The organism is Streptomyces sp. NBC_00005 (assembly GCF_045160215.1).
Lineage (GTDB): Bacteria > Actinomycetota > Actinomycetes > Streptomycetales > Streptomycetaceae > Streptomyces.
The window spans coordinates 9,771,936-9,788,076 of the sequence record NZ_CP108316.1; the positions used below are offsets into that span (position 1 = coordinate 9,771,936).

General features: G+C 69.6%; 11 protein-coding genes. 7 read left to right on the forward strand and 4 right to left on the reverse strand.

The genetic code is table 11. The annotated features are described in order from the left end of the window. Window positions 1-8: 8 nt before the first annotated feature. The 3 genes from OG303_RS44580 to OG303_RS44590 are packed head-to-tail and all read left to right on the forward strand — an operon-like array spanning window position 9 to window position 2,826. Window positions 9-764: an amino acid ABC transporter permease gene (locus OG303_RS44580; protein WP_405875704.1), complete on the forward strand. Its 756-nt coding sequence runs from the start codon at window positions 9-11 to the stop codon at window positions 762-764. Further along, window positions 761-1,564, forward strand: a complete 804-nt coding sequence (locus OG303_RS44585; RefSeq protein WP_405875705.1) for an amino acid ABC transporter ATP-binding protein — start codon at window positions 761-763, stop codon at window positions 1,562-1,564. Before OG303_RS44580 ends, OG303_RS44585 begins: the two co-directional genes overlap by 4 nt. Beyond that, on the forward strand, window positions 1,561-2,826 hold the full coding sequence (locus OG303_RS44590) for an NAD(P)/FAD-dependent oxidoreductase (RefSeq protein WP_405875706.1): 1,266 nt from the start codon (window positions 1,561-1,563) through the stop codon (window positions 2,824-2,826). Before OG303_RS44585 ends, OG303_RS44590 begins: the two co-directional genes overlap by 4 nt. A 42-nt stretch (window positions 2,827-2,868) precedes the next feature. Here OG303_RS44590 and OG303_RS44595 read toward each other — a convergent pair whose 3' ends face one another. Beyond that, a complete protein-coding gene (locus OG303_RS44595) occupies window positions 2,869-4,245 on the reverse strand; it encodes a Tat pathway signal sequence domain protein (RefSeq protein WP_405875707.1) in 1,377 nt (458 codons plus the stop codon). A gap of 328 nt (window positions 4,246-4,573) precedes the next feature. On the opposite strand from OG303_RS44595, the gene OG303_RS44600 reads away from it, so the two are divergent. Together OG303_RS44600 and OG303_RS44605 are read left to right on the forward strand one after the other, a co-directional pair. Then, window positions 4,574-5,521, forward strand: coding sequence for a glycoside hydrolase family 16 protein (locus OG303_RS44600; protein ID WP_405875708.1), 948 nt, complete (start codon window positions 4,574-4,576; stop codon window positions 5,519-5,521). A 235-nt stretch (window positions 5,522-5,756) separates the two neighbouring features. After that, window positions 5,757-7,421, forward strand: a complete 1,665-nt coding sequence (locus OG303_RS44605; protein ID WP_405875709.1) for a cellulase family glycosylhydrolase — start codon at window positions 5,757-5,759, stop codon at window positions 7,419-7,421. Window positions 7,422-7,581: 160 nt separating this feature from the next. Here the strand turns inward: OG303_RS44605 and OG303_RS44610 are convergent, their stop codons facing one another. From OG303_RS44610 to OG303_RS44620, 3 genes are all read right to left on the reverse strand, one after another. Beyond that, window positions 7,582-8,814 (reverse strand): cytochrome P450, encoded by a 1,233-nt coding sequence (locus OG303_RS44610; protein WP_405875710.1) that lies wholly within the window; start codon window positions 8,812-8,814, stop codon window positions 7,582-7,584. 129 nt (window positions 8,815-8,943) lie between these two features. Further along, window positions 8,944-11,862, reverse strand: a complete 2,919-nt coding sequence (locus OG303_RS44615; RefSeq protein ID WP_405875711.1) for a glycosyl hydrolase 115 family protein — start codon at window positions 11,860-11,862, stop codon at window positions 8,944-8,946. A 323-nt stretch (window positions 11,863-12,185) separates the two neighbouring features. Next, a complete protein-coding gene (locus tag OG303_RS44620; protein WP_405875712.1) occupies window positions 12,186-13,253 on the reverse strand; it encodes a glycerophosphodiester phosphodiesterase family protein in 1,068 nt (355 codons plus the stop codon). A gap of 489 nt (window positions 13,254-13,742) precedes the next feature. Here OG303_RS44620 and OG303_RS44625 point away from each other — a divergent pair, with 489 nt between their 5' ends. Beyond that, window positions 13,743-14,831 (forward strand): GNAT family N-acetyltransferase, encoded by a 1,089-nt coding sequence (locus OG303_RS44625; protein WP_405875713.1) that lies wholly within the window; start codon window positions 13,743-13,745, stop codon window positions 14,829-14,831. Between the two features lie 154 nt (window positions 14,832-14,985). Beyond that, a complete protein-coding gene (locus tag OG303_RS44630; protein WP_405875714.1) occupies window positions 14,986-15,969 on the forward strand; it encodes a S1C family serine protease in 984 nt (327 codons plus the stop codon). Window positions 15,970-16,141 lie beyond the last annotated feature (172 nt).

Here is a 16,141-nt window from a genome sequence, read left to right on the forward strand (position 1 = left end):
GAGATGACATGTCCGGCCTCTTCCAAGTCCCTTGGTCCGACTACCGGTCCGACCTGCTCGACGCGCTCTGGCGCACTGTTTCCTACACCCTGGTCAGCTTCGTCGGCGCGGTCCTCCTCGGCCTGGCCGTGGCGCTGCTCCGGCTGAACAGGGCCTGGCCCGCGCGGACCGTCGCCGCCGTCTACACCGAGGTGTTCAAGAACGTCCCGCTGCTGGCCATCATCTTCCTGACCTACTTCGGTCTGGCCTCGGCAGGCATCCGGCTGGACGTGTTCACCGCCGGATGCCTCAGCCTGATCGTCTTCTACGCCGCCTACCTGTCCGAGATCTTCCGCGCCGCGATCAGCGGTGTGCACGCCGGACAGACCGAGGCCGGCGAGGCGCTGGGGCTGGGCAAGGCGGGCATCTTCGCCCATGTCGTCCTGCCGCAGGCCGTCCGGCAGGCCCTGCCCGGCACCAACACCATGCTGGTCGACCTGCTCAAGTCCACCTCGCTGCTGGTCACCGTCTCGGCCGCCGAGCTGATGTCGGAGGGCCGGCTCATCACCTCGTCCACGTTCCGGGCGCTGGAGGTGTACCTGGTCATCTCGGCCATCTACTTCGCCCTGTGCTACCCGCTCTCCCAGCTCCTCCTGCTGCTGGAGCGGAAGGTACGCGCCGGCGTCCCCCTGTCCCCCTGGCGCCGGCGCCGGGTGCGCGCCGCCCGTGCGCTGCTCGCCGCCGACCTCGGTGCGACAGCCAACCCGAAGGAGGCGGCCGTATGACCGAGCCCGTGACCACGGCGAAAACGACGAAGACCGTCCCGACGGACCGCACCGAGGCGGTGGTCCGGATCGAAGGTCTGAGCAAGTCCTTCGACGGCCGCCTGGTCCTCGACGACGTGAACCTCGAGGTCGGCCGCGGCCGCATCGTCAGCGTCATCGGACAGAGCGGCGGCGGCAAGACGACCCTGATGCGCTGCGTCAACCTCCTCGAACGCCCCGACCGGGGAACGGTGGAGGTGGCCGGCGAGGTCGTGCACAGCGACGGCCGCATGGTCTGCCGCGACCTGCCCCGGCTGCGCCGCACCGTCGGCATGGTCTTCCAGCGCTTCAACCTCTTCCCGCACCTCACGGCCGTGGAGAACGTCGTCCTGGCGCAGCGCCGGGCCGGTGTGCCGGAGCCGGAGGCGCTGGAGCGGGCCGTCACGCTGCTGCGCCGGGTCGGCGTGGCGCACCGCGGTCTCGCCCAGCCCGACCAGCTCTCCGGCGGAGAACAGCAACGCGTCGCCATCGCAAGGGCGTTGGCGCTCCGGCCCGAAGTGCTGCTCTTCGACGAGCCCACCTCCTCCCTCGACCCGGAGGCCACCCGTGAGGTGCTCGGAGTGATGCGCGAACTGGCCGCCGACGGCATGACGATGCTGCTGGTCACCCACGAACTGCCCTTCGCCCGCGAGGTGTCCGACCACGTCGTCTTCGTCGACGGAGGCCGGATCGTGGAGGAAGGCCGACCGCGGGACGTCCTCGACCACCCCGCCCAGGTCCGCACCCGGGAGTTCCTCGCCTCGTACGAGTCGGCCTCATGAGCGCCCCCGTGGTGGTGCTGGGCGGCGGCGTCGTGGGCCTGTGCACCGCGTACTACCTGGCCGAGGCGGGCCTCGCGGTGGAGGTCGTCGAACGCCGCGGCCTGGGCTCCGGAGTCTCCCGGGGCAACGCGGGCTGGATCTGCCTCAGCCACTCCACACCCGTCCCGGCCCCGGGCGTCGTACGGTACGCACTGCGCTCGCTGGGCCGGCCCGACTCGCCCCTGTATCTACGACCCCTGCCCGACCCGGCGTTCGTCCGCTGGCTGTGGCGGTTCTGGCGCAGCAGCACACCGGCCGTCTTCCGGCGCGGCTACGCGGCGATCGCCGAGCTGAACCGCACCACCTTCGACCTCTTCGACGGCCTGCGCGAGGCGGGCGTCGACACCACCCTGACCCGTCCCGGCATGGTCCACGCCTTCCTGTCCTCGGCCGAGGCCCGCCACCATCTCGCCGTACAACGGGAGATGGCGGACGGCCGCTACCCGATGCCCGACGACGTCACCACCGGCGACGAGGCCCGACTGCTGGACGCTGCCCTGTCGCCCGGGGTACGCGCGGCCTACCTCGTCGAAGGGGAGGGCGTGGTCGACCCGGAGGCGTTCGCCCAGGGGCTCGGGCAGGCGCTCACCGCGGCCGGGGTGAAGGTCCACGAGAACGCGGAGGCGGTGGGGTTCAGGACCACCGGGGGCCAAGTCACCGCGGTGCGCACCAACTTGGGCGACATACCGTGCGCGTCCGTCGTGATCGCGGCCGGCATGCGCTCCTCCGGCCTGCTCGGGGCGCTGGGACACCGGCTGCCCCTCCAGGCGGGCAAGGGCTACAGCTTCTCGGTGGACCTGGACCCCGCGCCCCGGCACACGCTGTACTTCGGCGAACGCAGGGCCGTCGCCTCGCCGATCGGCGGTACGACACGGATCGGCGGCACGATGGAACTGAGCGGCAACAACAACCGTCTCGACTGGCGCCGCGTGGTCGCCGTCGCCCTCGCCAGCCGGCACTACCTGGGCCGCTGGTTCGACGACCCGGACGACCTGGTCGGCCTGATCCGCGACCCCTGGGTCGGCGGCCGGCCCTTCCTCCCCGACGGGCTCCCGGTCATCGACCGCGTCCCCGGCCACGACAACGCGTTCGTGGCCACCGGACACGGCATGCTCGGCGTCACCCTCGGCCCGGTCACCGGCCACAAACTCTCCGAGTACGTCGTCACCGGCCGACGCCCCGACGCTCTGACACCGTTCCGCTTCGACCGGCTACGGCACTGAGGGCAGCCCGCGCCAGGACACTGAGCGCCCCCGCAGAACGGCTCAGTGTCCCCGCAGCGGGTTGGCGCGGGCTGCCGCGAGCAGGTACCAGGCCGTGGCGCCGGTGTGCCGGTACGGGTAGTAGCCGAAGCCGAAGCCGGTGTCCAAGGGGCTGCTGGCCGACACCACGCCCGACCTTTCGGGCAGGGCTCTGCTGCCCACGGTCTGACCCGGGCCGAGCCGGTCCTGGGCCCGCTCGATGGAGGCGATCAGGCGAGCGGCACGCCGTTCGTCTCCGGCCGCGCGGCGTTCCCGCAGGGCCAGGGCGAGGTGGGCGGTGCCCTCGAACCACACGCCGTTGCGGTCCGGTTTGGGCTGGGAGGGTGCGATGGGGGAGTCCTCGTCGGCCACGAGGGACGCCGAGCTGAAGGTGAAGCCCTCGTACGACTGCCCGGCGGGGACCGTGCTGTTGGGCCGGTCCGCGGTGTCCAGCACCGCGAGCTCGTCCGCCGCCCAGTCCACCGACCCGGCACGGCGGCGGTCGTGGAGGGACAGGTAGCTCCAGGTCTGGGTGTCCTCCGGCACCGGGGAGGTGTTGATCGTGACGCCGTCGTTGGTGCCGGTGTAGAAGAACCCGCCGGACTCGTTCCACATCTTGCCGAGGAACGCCTCCGCGCGTGCCCGCCGCTCCAGCCAGACACCGTCCTTGGTGAGCCGGGCGAGGCGCCCGAAGAGACACGTCAGATCGATGTTGTGCTCGGTGGAGGTGAAGGGAAGCTTCTGATCGGCCCCGTCGACACCGAACTTGTAGCCGCCGAGCGGCTCATCGGTCCGACCGTGCGCCTCCACCCACTCGCCGATCCGAACAGCACCTGCCAGAAAGCGCCTTGCCCCCGTACGGCCGGCCAGCGCGGCCAGCGCGATGCCCGCCCATGCCATGTCCCCGACGGCCGTACCGGTGAAGCCGAACTGGGTGCCGACGTTCACGCTGCCGTCCGCGCGGACGAAGCCGTCCGGCTGCGCCGAGCCGTCGTAGAAGACGTACGGCCCCACGTTGTACGCCTGCCGCAACCTGCCGTCCGCGTATTGCGGGTCGTGGGCCTGCGCGTACAGCAGCGCGTCACCGAGCGCCACGGCTCTGGCGCGTGACGCGCGGCCGGGGTGGGCGAGGTGGGCCAGGATCGCGAGGGCGTTGTCGTAGGTGAACGCGGTGCTGAAGAGTCCGGCCTGATCGGCATAGCTCTGGGCCAGACGGATGCTGCCGTGATCCGGGTATCCGTCCATGGCCGCGTCGAGGAAGGCGTAGCCGCGCGTCCGGGCATCTCCCGTTCCGGCGGCGGGAGTTGAGCCGGTCGCCGCGCGCGCCGCGCCGCCGCCGAAAACGGTCAGGACGGTGGCGGCGGTCCCGGCCCCGATGATCGTCCGACGGTCGACGGCCATGGATGGTCTCCTCGAATCGATGACACCGCTCAATCTGAGAGCGGTCTGAGAGCGCTCTCAAGAGGGCACATTCTGCTGGTGCGGGCGGAGGCGGTCAAGGTCCGCGCGGGTCCCACCCCAGGCCAACTCGGGCCACCCCAGGCCGACCCGGGTCAGCCCAAGCCGACCGAGACCATCACCCAGGTCTTCACGGGCCGGGCACATTCGTGGAGGTGAGAGCGCTCTCAGTCGTAGCCATTGACGGCCCCCACGGCGAGGACCACAGTGACGGACGCGGTTTCTGTTGAAGCCGTTACCTCCTGTTCCCCCCACACGTGGAGGTCGTCCCGTGCTGCAGCGCAAGCATGCGAGGAAGACACACAGGCCGCTCAAGGCCGCGATCGGAGCGCTGAGCGGGCTGGTCCTGCTCGGCGGCGCCCTGTACGGCTTCGCCAGTGCCGACGTTCCGCCGACTCCCAACGGCTGGAACCAGGTTTGGAGCGACGACTTCGCCGGCGCGGCAGGCACCCTGCCGTCCAGCGACAACTGGATCGTCGACACCGGGACCGGTTACCCGGGCGGTGCCGCGCACTGGGGCACCGGCGAGGTGCAGACCTACACCTCGGACCCCGCCAACCTTCAGCAGGACGGCGCCGGGAACCTGAAGATCACCCCGATCAAGGACTCGGCCGGCAACTGGACGTCCGCGCGGATCGAGACCAAGCGCAGCGACTTCGAACCGCCGGCCGGAGGCAAGCTGCGCATCGAGAGCCGGATCCAGGTCCCCGACGTCACGGGCGACGCGGCCGACGGCTACTGGCCCGCGTTCTGGACCCTGGGCGCGGCGTTCCGCGGGAACTACCAGAACTGGCCCGGCATCGGTGAGTTCGACGTCATGGAGAACGTCAACGGAGTCAACAAGGTCTTCGGCACACTCCATTGCGGCACGAACCCCGGCGGCCCCTGCAACGAGACCAATGGCCTGGGCGCGAGCAACGCCTGCCCCGACACCGCCTGCACGGGCAACTTCCACACCTACGCCTTCGAGTGGGACCGCAGCGTCTCCCCACAGCAACTGCGCTGGTACGTCGACGGGGTCCAGTACCACTCCGTCAACTCCTCGCAGATGGACGCCGCCACCTGGAACGCCGCGACCGGACACGGCCACTTCATTCTGCTGAACCTCGCCATGGGCGGCGCCTTCCCCGACCCGCTCGCCGGGCACGCCACACCCAGCGCGAACACCCGGTCCGGCGTGCCGATGCTCGTCGACTACGTGGCCGTCTACAGCGGCTGATCGCGCGGCGCCTCCCGTCGGCCGTCGGGCGAGGGTCACCTCCACGGGCAGCTTCTTTCACGACGTTCTGCACCAAGCCGAACCAGTTCATCGACGACCCGGACGGAGTCGCCGGCAGGGAGCATGCGAACTCTCTTGACGTGTACGCGGCAGGGTGGCTTTATGGGAGCGCTCCCACACGTGCTCGCTTCCTTCCGATGCCTGAGTTTCTTGGCGCTCACTCCCTGGAGTCGCAGTGAGAAGAACAAGAAGCACGACACGCAAGACGCCCTTACCCCGCCTGCTGACGGGTCTGCTGACCCTCCTTGGGCTCGTCGGCTTCGGGGTCCTCGGCCCGGTCGACGCCCGGGCCGCCGAGCCGCCGGGCGCACAGGCCACCGGTCTCCACATCAGCGACGGCCGCCTGCTCGAAGGCAACGGCAACGACTTCATCATGCGTGGCGTCAACCATGCCCACACCTGGTATCCGGGCAGGACGCAGCAGTCCCTCGCCGACATCAAGGCGCTGGGCGCCAACACCGTCCGCGTCGTCCTCGCCGACGGCCACCGCTGGAGCGCGAACAGCGCCGCGGACGTGGCCGACGTCATCGCCCAGTGCAAGGCCAACCGGCTCATCTGCGTGCTGGAGGTGCACGACACCACCGGCTACGGCGAGGACAGCGCGGCCGGCACGCTCGACCAGGCGGCCGACTACTGGATCGGCCTCAAGGACGTGCTGGCCGGACAAGAGAACTACATCATGATCAACATCGGCAACGAGCCCTGGGGCAACACCAATCCGGACGGCTGGACCGCCCCCACCATTGCCGCGATCAAGAAGCTGCGCGACGCCGGGTTCGAGCACACGATCATGGTGGACGCGCCCAACTGGGGCCAGGACTGGCAGGGTGTCATGCGCGCCAACGCCCAGTCCGTCTACGACGCCGACGCCACCGGCAACCTCATCTTCTCGATCCACATGTACAGCGTCTTCGACACGGCCCAGGAGATCACCGACTACCTGAACGCCTTCGTCGACGCCAAACTGCCCCTCCTCATCGGCGAGTTCGGAGGTCCCGCCGATCAGTACGGCGACCCGGACGAGGACACCATGATGGCCACCGCGCAGCAGCTCAAGCTCGGCTATCTGGCCTGGTCCTGGAGCGGCAACACCGACCCCATCCTCGACCTGGCGATCAACTTCGATCCCACGCAGCTCAGTTCCTGGGGCCAGCGCATCTTCAACGGTGCCAACGGCATCGCCCAGACCGCCAAGGAAGCCACCGTCTACGCCGGCGGCTCGGACGACACCCAGGCGCCGACCGCCCCCGGCGCCCCCACCGCCTCCTCCGTGACGGCCACCTCCGCCACCCTCACCTGGACCGCCGCCACGGACAACGTCGGCGTCACCGGCTACGACATCGTCCGCGTCAGCGGCGGCTCCGAGACCAAGCTCGCCAGTTCCACCAGCAACACCGTCACCGTGCCGGGCCTGACCGCCGACACCGCGTACACGTTCGCGGTCTACGCCCACGACGCCGCCGGAAACCGCTCGGCCCGCTCGGCCACGGTGAACGTCACCACCGACAAGGCACCGAGCACCGCCTGCTCCGTCGGTTACCGCGTGGTGGGCGACTGGCCGGGCGGCTTCCAGGGCGAGATCAGCATCGGCAACACGGGCGCCACCGCCGTCAGCGGCTGGAAGCTCGCCTTCACCTTCGCCGACGGCCAGACCATCTCGAACATGTGGGGCGGTACGCCCACGCAGAGCGGCGGCACCGTCGGCGTCGCGCCCGTCTCCTACACCAACACCATTGTCGCCGGCGGTTCGGTCACCGTCGGCTTCATCGCGAACAAGGGCGGCACGAACTCCGCGCCGACCGCGTTCACGCTCAACGGCAGTGCGTGCACGACCACTTGACCCGACCGTCCCTTATGCCGTGCTCGCGCCCGGGCCGCCGTGTCGGTCCGGGTGTGGCATGTGACATAGCACTGGCCGGGGCTACGGGGCTACGGGGCTACGGGGCTACGGGGCTACGGGGCTTCGGGGCTACGGGGCTTCGGGCATACGACATACGGGCCTACCAGGTCACCGGCAGCTCATAGACGCCGTAGACGACCCCGTCGTCCTTGAACGGGATCTTCTCGATCTCGGTGGCCCGGCGCAGAGTGGGCACGCGGCGGAGCAACGTGCCGTAGACGACCTGGAGTTCGAGGCGGGCCAGTGGTTGGCCCAGGCACTGGTGGATGCCGAAGCCGAACGCCATGTGGCGGCGGGTGTCGCGGCGGACGTCGAGGCGTTCGGGGTCCGGGTAGAGGCCAGGCTCCCAATTGCCCGTGGCGCCCGGGATGATGACGCCCTCGCCGGCGCGGACGAGGTGGCCGCCGATCTCGATGTCCTCCAGGGCGACGCGCCGCTGGCCGTTGTGGACGACGGTGAGGTAGCGCAGCATCTCCTCCACCGCGTTGGAAAGCAGGTGCGGGTCGTCGGTGTCGCGGACGGCGGCGAGCTGGTCGGGGTGCTCCAGGAAGGCGAGAACGCCCAGAGCGATCATGTTGGCGGTCGTCTCGTGCCCGGCGCCGAGCAGCAACAGGCCCAGCATGGCGGCCTCGTGGCGGGTGAGGTCGCCCGCCTGCATCCGGGCGGCCAGGTCGGAGAGCAGGTCGTCCGCCGGGTCGGCGACCTTGGCCTGGAGCTGCTCGTCCAGGTACTGCAGAAGGGCGCCGGAGGCCGCCCGGGACTCGTCCAGTGAGGCGTCCCGGCGGACGCCCACCTCGCTCTTGCTCTGGAAGAACTCGTGGTCGTCGTAAGGAACGCCGAGCAACTCGCAGATCACCAGTGACGGGAGCGGCAGGGCGAGGGCCTCCACCAGGTCGACCGGCTTCGGACCGGCGAGCATGGCGTCGATGAACTCGTCGGTCATCCGCTGGACCGCCGGACGCATGGCCTCGATGCGCTTGATGGTGAACGGGGCGGTGACCATGCGGCGGATGCGGGCGTGCCCGGGGTCGTCCATGTTGAGGAAGGACGGCGGGGTCTGCGAGAAGGCCTGCTGGAAGGCCGCGCTGAAGTGGGGGAAGCCCTGCCGCCTGGGGTCGACGCTGAGGCGCTTGTCGCCGTACACGGTCCGCTGGTCCTCGTAGCGGGTGATGAGCCAGGGCGTGCTGCCGTCCCACAACCGGACCCGGGAGACCGGCTGTTCGGCGTGCAGCCTCATCATCTCCGGCGGTGGGGCGAACGGACATCCGGCCGCCCGGGGCATCGGGAACTCGGGAATCGTCTCGTCCGCGGTGCCGGCAAGGGAGTTGTTCATGTCACTCCTTCATGGTGGGGGAGGGGAGCCGCCGCCATGCAAACCCACGAACCTGACAACTCCCCGTCAGCAGGCTGACAAGCGATTGATCTGGCCGGATCCAGATCCAGATCCAGATCCGGATGTCGGCTACTGGTCCGGCGCGTCCAGGCCCGTTGCCGTCGCGGGGTCCGGATTGAACACCGGGTGGTAGCTCTCCGGCGGTGCGAGATACGTGGCGGGCAGGCCGCCGGTGTCGATGACGAGCTGGTCCACGGCGATCGCCGGGTCGACCATGAAGAGCCGTACGACATGCTCGCCGGGCGTGTCGACGGTCACCGTGGCGGTCAGCTTCTCGATGCCCTCCTCCACGTTACGGGCCCAGGCGTCGCCCCGGTTGCCGGTGGCGACGGCCTGTCCCGACAGGACGGTGACCGGGTGGTCGTCGAGGGCGAGGGCCAGGCGGCGGTGGCCGCGTTCGTCGAGCGAGGGCAGACGGAAGACGGTGACCGGAAATGTGCCGGTGCTGGTGAAGCGCACCCGGTAGCTCAACTCCGGGGCTCCGGTGGCGAAGTGCTCGGTGATCGGGGCCGCCATCGACGGCACCGCCTCCATGGCGCCACCGCGGCGACCGAGCCCGCGCACGGTCCGCCAGCGGCAGCCGCCACGCGCCACCTTCCGGTCGGCGTGCCGGGCGTCGATCGACACGTACCCGCCCGCTTCGACGAACCCACGGGCCCGTCTGCGCGCCCGCTCCCCGTCGTTGACCACCCGCAGCGGCACCTCGACACGCCGATCGGCCCCACTGACGGTGACCGTCGCGTCGTACGTCCCCTCCGGCACCCGATCCCAGTCGATCTCGACCCACAGGCGGACCTGCTCGCTGATCGTCCCGCCCGCAGAGCTCAGCCGTACCCACGGCCGGTTGGCCTCGGCCGCCCAAGTCACCGGCAGGAAGCCGCTGTTGAAGACGTCCAGGAATCGACGGTCGCGGGTGTAGGAGGAGAAGGACAGCGGACGGTCGGCTCCGGTCTCGTTCCCTTCCGCGGCCACGTCCAGCCCGGACGTCTCCTGCCGGGTGACCCTGGTGACGCTCGGGCGGCCCGGAGCCTTGGGGATCTGCGAAGGGTACGGGTTGATGAACCCGTCCCATTTCCCGCCCGCCACCTCGGTGTTGTACCGCGCGGTGAGTGCTTGCTCGTCGGTGTGGGCGGCCAGGGCGAGGTCGGCGAAGCGGTTGGTCCCGGCCCCGCGACCCTGACGCGCCGCGAGCGCGTTGCGGTCCGCCCAGTAGTACTTGAGATTCATCAAGTACGCGCCGTGCACCGGGTATTCGACCAGTTCGTAGAAGGCGTCACGGTAGGTCTCGGGTAGTTGGGCTCCCACTGCCTGCGCACGCTCGACCAGCCGGTCGTAGGCGGCCATGCGGCGCCCACCCTCGTCCCCGTGGTGGATCACGGAGAAGACGTCACGGTCGATGAACTCCGGGCGCCGCTCCGCCGCGAGGCGGTAGTACTCGGTGCGGATCGCGGCGATCTCCCGGCGGTGACGGTGCCCGAACTGCCGCCCGGCCCACTCGGCCATGAAGTCCTCGATCTTGTCGGCGCCCCGGCGGTCGACGTCCCAGGCCATGTCCATACAGAAGGACAGCCCGTTCTCGATCGACTTGAGATCACCGACATTGAAGATCCACATCCGGTCGACGCCGTGCTCGTGGACCCGCCGCAACTCCTGCCAGACCTTGGCCAGTTGGGTGGTGTCCAGCCACAGGTAGCTCCTCGGGCGGCCCCAGTAGGAGAGGTGGTAGTAGATCCCGTTGCCGCCCGAGCGCGCACGCTCCCCTTCGGTCGGCAGCTGGCGCATGTTGCCGTGGTTGTCGTCCGGCCAGATCAGCGTGACGTCGTCGGGAACCTGGACGCCCGCGTTGTACAGGTCCAGAACCTCCTTGTACGGGATGAAGATCTGGGGCTCGACGGCGGCGCCGACCTCCTCGGTCAGGATCCGGCGCTGGTCGGCGATGATGTTGTTCATCACCACGACCTTCTCCGGGATGGTGGTGGCGTACTTGGTCTCCAGCGCGGTGTCGTGCAGGCCGCGCATGCCGAGCGTCCAACTGCTTTCGTACGCGGCGTTCTCGCGCGCCCGCGCTCTCCAGTAGTCCGAGATGACACCGGGGTTCACCGTGTAGTCGTACACCGGCAGGCTGCCGTCGGCGTTCGGATGCTCCTGCGCCCACGGGTCCCACTCGTGGACCCCGTTGCGCAGCAGGGCCTCGGGGTGGCTGGAGCCGACGACGATGCCGTAGCGGTCGGCCAGTTCGGGGTTCTCGCGGTATTTGTTGAAGAAGTCGGAGTACGGATGCATGGCCGGCCAGAGGTAGTTGGCCTTGAGGCGGAGCAGCAGCTCGAAGACCCGCTTGTAGGTCTCGGGCCCGATGTTCTTGTCCGGCTCCTGGGTGCGGTGCGACCAAGTGGTCATGTTCTGCTCGTCGTTGATGAAGACGCCCCGGTAGCGGACGGAGGGCTCGTACCGCTTGAAGGGCCCCGCGGGCACCGTCACGGTGTCCTCGTGCTCGACCGGGACGTCGGCCCACCAGTACCAGGGTGAGACCCCTATGCGCTCCGAGGTGTCGTAGACGCCGTAGACCGTGCCGCGCCGGTCACTGCCCGCGATCACCAGGGCCCGGTCGACGCCGGGTGCCGGCCGGTCCACCACCTGGGTGACCGACGCCTCCCAGCGCCCTCGCACCCGGGAGACGTCGAGGCGCCCCTGCGCGACAAGCCGGTCGATGACGGGACTGGACCCGAGGGTGCCCACCAGGACCAGCCCGGCGGCCCGCTCGGGCAGCGCGTGCAGCAGCAACGGCCGTACGCCACTGACCCGTTCGACGTCCGCCTGCAAGTCGCCGGCGGCACGGATCACGGCGGGATCGTCCGCCGCGTCGACGAATACGGCGGCTGCCGTGCCGTCCTGCACCAGCGGGAAGCCGGGCCCGTCCGAGGAGGCGGCGGCATGTGCGGCGGCGGGAAGCATCCCGGGGAGCAACGGGGCCACCCCGACGGCTGCCATTCCCCGTAGGAACGACTTGCGGGACCACTGCTGCGACGAACCGTGTGATGCGCTGTGCGGCACGAGACGCTTCCCTTCCGCGGACGGGACGAGGGGAATGGCATGACCATGCTAGAAAGCGCTTGCCGACGCACCCTAGGACAGGCACGGTGGGACGTCCATATGGCGGCGGATTGTGGGAGTCGAAGCCGGACGGAACGTTTACTGCCGATGACCTCTGCGGCGATTACGACATCGACCCGTTCGTGCCGGAGGACGAGCCCAGGTCGGGATCGGGCACCTGGGAGGCCGAGGACTGGAAGGGGTGGACCAGTCTCACGGTGTCAGCGAGATTCGTACGGCTTGGGGAGGCGCATGCCCCGGTCGGCCATGATCTGGCGGACGTGGTTGGGGTAGTTGGTGATGATGCCGTCGATGCCCATGTCCATCAGTGCTTCCACCGTGGCCGGGTCGTCGCAGGTCCACGGGATGACCTTGAGGCCCCGGGCGTGCGCCTCCCTGACCATGGTCCGGTCGGAGTAGAAGCGGAAGTCCGGGTCGCCGACCTTGCCGCTCTGCGGGAAGCCGTAGTTGGGGGAGAGGGCCTTGACGCCGGGGATGGTGGCGGCCGCCTTCACGAAGTCGCCGCCGTAGTCGTCGGCGTCGATCCCGCCGAGCCACGGGGAGGCGCCGGGTTGGCCGACCTGGAGGAAGTCGTAGTTCGTGAGCGCGACGAGCGGCCACTTCGGGGCCAGCTTGTGCATCGCCTTCAGCGCGCCCCAGTCGAAGGACTGGATGGTGACCTGCCTCTCGATGCCCGAGCGGTGGATCTCCTCGTGGACCCGGCGCACGAACAGCTCGCGCGGCGCGGTCTGTTCGGGGGCGCCGGCCTCGACCTTGGTCTCGATGTTCAGCTTGAGCTGCTTGGCGCGGTAGCTCCTGACCAGGTTCAGGACGTCCTTCAGCTCGACCATCCGGAACCCCTTGACCACCTCCTGCTCGGGGAAACCGGGCAGTTGCTGGTAACCGCAGTCGATGGTCTTGATCTGGGCCAGGGTCAGGTCCTTGATGTACTTGCCGACGTACGGGTACATCGGGTCGCCCGGTGTGACGGGTGCGGTGTCACGGCACTTCTGGGCGTTGATCTGCCGGTCGTGGTTGACGACGACCTTCTCGTCCTTGGTGATCTGGGTGTCCAGTTCCAGGGTGGACACGCCGAGACGCATCGCCTTGCCGAATCCCTCGAGGGACTCCTCGGTCGTCATGCCGATGCCGCCGCGGTGGGCCTGCAGGTCGAAGTGCGCCTTCTGGGGCGGCACTCGGGAGCCGTCGTACGTCGTCGCATGGGCGGTTGCCGGGAAGGCGAGCACCGGAGCCAGCGCCAGGGTGGCGAGGGAGTGTCTTGAGGACATCGGAACCTCACTCGTGTCGGTTCGGGCTTCCCAAGACGCTAGTTGGGCCTCGGCAGGGCTCAACTGCCCCGACATGATGGTGGCGTGAAATGTGCGTGCGGTGCCGGGTGGTGCACCGGTGTGCTCCGAGGTGGGTGGGGACGTCCATGGTGGGCATTTGGTTGACGTAGGCAAGTACATTCGGCCTACTGGAAAGAGTCGATCCATTGTTGCGGCAGGCACTCTTGACAACATGCGTACTGTTTCGCGACGTTTGATCCCCTCCGGACAGTTCGGAACCGGAGGGTCAACCGCGGAACGACCGTGTACACGGCGTGGAATCGGCTGATACTCAAAGAAGTGGTAGGACGCGGACAGTGCGCCGCGGGGGGACGTCACGGGGGGAGCGGTCGCCGATGCGATCAATGAACAGGGATCCACATGCTCTACCGGCCTGTGCCGCGGTCGGGACGTCTCTCGCGGAGCCTGTGGAAGGGCGGTTGATCTGACGTGGACGTCACGATCCACAGAGTCGACGAACTGAGCGCCTCGCTGCGCGCGGCATGGCACGCGGCCATGGACGAGTCGCCGGAATACGCCAACCCTTTCCTGGCGCCGGAGTTCGCGCTCGGGATCGGCAGTTATCGCGCCGGAACGCGGGTCGCGGTCCTGCGTGAGGGCGGGTCGCCGGTCGGCTTCTTCCCGTACGAGCGCAACGCCTTCGGCGTCGGCCGGGCCCTCGGTCTCGGCCTCTCCGACTGCCAGGCGCTCGTGCACCGCCCCGGGGTCACCTGGGATGCCCAGGACCTGCTGAAGGCCTGCGGGCTGTCCATCTTCGAGTTCGATCATCTCGTGGAGGAGCAGAAGCCGTTCGGCAGGCATGTCACGGGGATGTTCTCCTCCCCGGTCGTCGATCTGAAGCCCGACGAGAGCGGCTATGCGCAGTGGCTGCGCGGCGCCTACCCGGGGCTGGCCAAGACGACGCTGAAGAAGGAGCGACGCATCGGGCGCGACGTCGGCGAAGTGCGGTTCGAGTTCGACGAGCGTGATCCGGAGATGCTGCGGCGGCTCATGCAGTGGAAGTCCGCCCAGTACCGCAGGACGGGGCGGATGGACCGGTTCGCGCGCCCGTGGATCGTCGACCTGGTGGACCATCTCTTCCAGGTCCGCGAGGAGCACTTCACCGGTGTGCTCTCGGTGTTGTACGCCGGCGACCGGCCGGTGGCCGCGCACTTCGGGCCCAGATCGCGCACGGTGCTGGCCGCCTGGTTCACCGCGTACGACCCCGACCTGCACTACTACTCGCCCGGGCTGATGATGCATCTGCGAACGGCCGAGGCGGCGGCTCGGCACGGGGTGACGCTGATGGATCTGGGGCGCGGCGACAAGGAGTACAAGGACTGGCTCAAGACCCGTGAGCTGCGCGTGGCGGAAGGATTCGCCAGCCGACCCCACCCGGTCGCGGCGGCCCACCGGCTGTGGCGCAGACCCGTGCGGGGCCTGCGGAACACGGTCAACGCCCATCCCGAGCTGCGCGCACCCGCCGACCGCCTGCTGAAGACGGTCGGCACACTGCGTACGTCGAAGCGGGTGGATTGACGCACCGCCCCGCGCACACTGAACAGGGGGCGGCCGGTCCGCCCGCCGTCGCCGCCCACCCCGGGCGTCAGCCCGCAGCGAAGTCCGGTCCGCCTGCCGATGCAAGGGTGTAAGCATGTAATACATGCCTTTGGGCAAGCGGAAAGGTCGACTCGTGGCCGAGACACTTTCCGAGCCCGACCGCTCCCGCGGGGAGCAGGCCGCGCTCGACTCCTACTCGCAGATCGTCACCTCCGTCGCCGCCGAGCTCACGCCGAAGGTGGCGGCCCTGAACGTCGCGCACCGCAGCTCCAGAGGGCGCTTCGTGAGGGGCACCGGCTCCGCGGTGGTGTTCACCGACGACGGCTTCCTGCTCACCAACGCCCATGTCGTCGGGCGCTCCGACGCCGGTACGGCGTCCTTCGCCGACGGCACGACCACCCCCTTCCACGTCATCGGCGCCGACCCGCTCTCCGACCTCGCGGTGGTCCGCGCCGACGGCCCGACCCCGCCCCCGATCAGGCTCGGCGAGGCCGACGCGCTCAGGGTGGGGCAACTGGTGGTCGCGGTCGGCAACCCGCTCGGGCTGACCGGCAGCGTCACCGCCGGCGTGGTCAGCGCGCTGGGCCGGTCGTTGCCGGCGAGCGCGGGCAGGGCGATCCGTGTCATCGACGACGTCGTCCAGACCGACGCCACCCTCCACCCGGGCAGCTCCGGCGGGGCGCTCGCCACGGCCGACGGCAGGGTCGTCGGCATCAACACCGCCATCGCCGACGTAGGCCTGGGCCTTGCCATCCCGGTGAACGGCACCAGCCGGCAGATCATCGCGACCCTGCTCTCCGAGGGCAGGGTCCGCCGCGCCTATCTCGGTCTCGCCGGCATTCCCGCACCGCTGCCACCGCCGCTCCGGGTGCGCACCGGCCGACGCACTGGCCTGCGGATCATCGAGGTCGTGCCCACGTCCCCGGCCGCCCGTGCCGGGCTCCGGGACGGCGACCTGCTGATCACCGCCCACGGCGATGCGGTGACCAGCGCGCAGGTGTTGCAGCGGCTGATGCTCGGGGACGCCATAGGACGGCCACTCGCACTGACCGCGCTGCGCGGCGACGCCCTGGTGGACGTCATCGCCACACCGGTGGAGCTGGTGGCGGACGACTGAGTCGGTCGGGTCCGTCGGGTCCGTCGAGTCGGTCGAGTAGTGCGAGTCGGTTGGGTTCGTTGGGTTGGTTGAGTCGGCCGGAGAGCGCGGGCATTGCTCAGGCGCCCCGGTAGCGGGCGGAGGGCTCGTACCGATTGAAGGGCCCCGCGGTGTTGCCGAAACGGCAACAGAT

Excerpts from the sequence above, each read along its gene's own strand:
- OG303_RS44580 (WP_405875704.1), top strand. The coding sequence starts at position 9 with ATGTCCGGCCTCTTCCAAGTCCCTTGGTCCGACTACCGGTCCGACCTG.
- OG303_RS44585 (WP_405875705.1), top strand. The coding sequence starts at position 761 with ATGACCGAGCCCGTGACCACGGCGAAAACGACGAAGACCGTCCCGACG.
- OG303_RS44590 (WP_405875706.1), top strand. The coding sequence starts at position 1,561 with ATGAGCGCCCCCGTGGTGGTGCTGGGCGGCGGCGTCGTGGGCCTGTGC.
- OG303_RS44595 (WP_405875707.1), bottom strand. The coding sequence starts at position 4,245 with ATGGCCGTCGACCGTCGGACGATCATCGGGGCCGGGACCGCCGCCACC.
- OG303_RS44610 (WP_405875710.1), bottom strand. The coding sequence starts at position 8,814 with ATGAACAACTCCCTTGCCGGCACCGCGGACGAGACGATTCCCGAGTTC.
- OG303_RS44615 (WP_405875711.1), bottom strand. The coding sequence starts at position 11,862 with ATGGCAGCCGTCGGGGTGGCCCCGTTGCTCCCCGGGATGCTTCCCGCC.
- OG303_RS44620 (WP_405875712.1), bottom strand. The coding sequence starts at position 13,253 with ATGTCCTCAAGACACTCCCTCGCCACCCTGGCGCTGGCTCCGGTGCTC.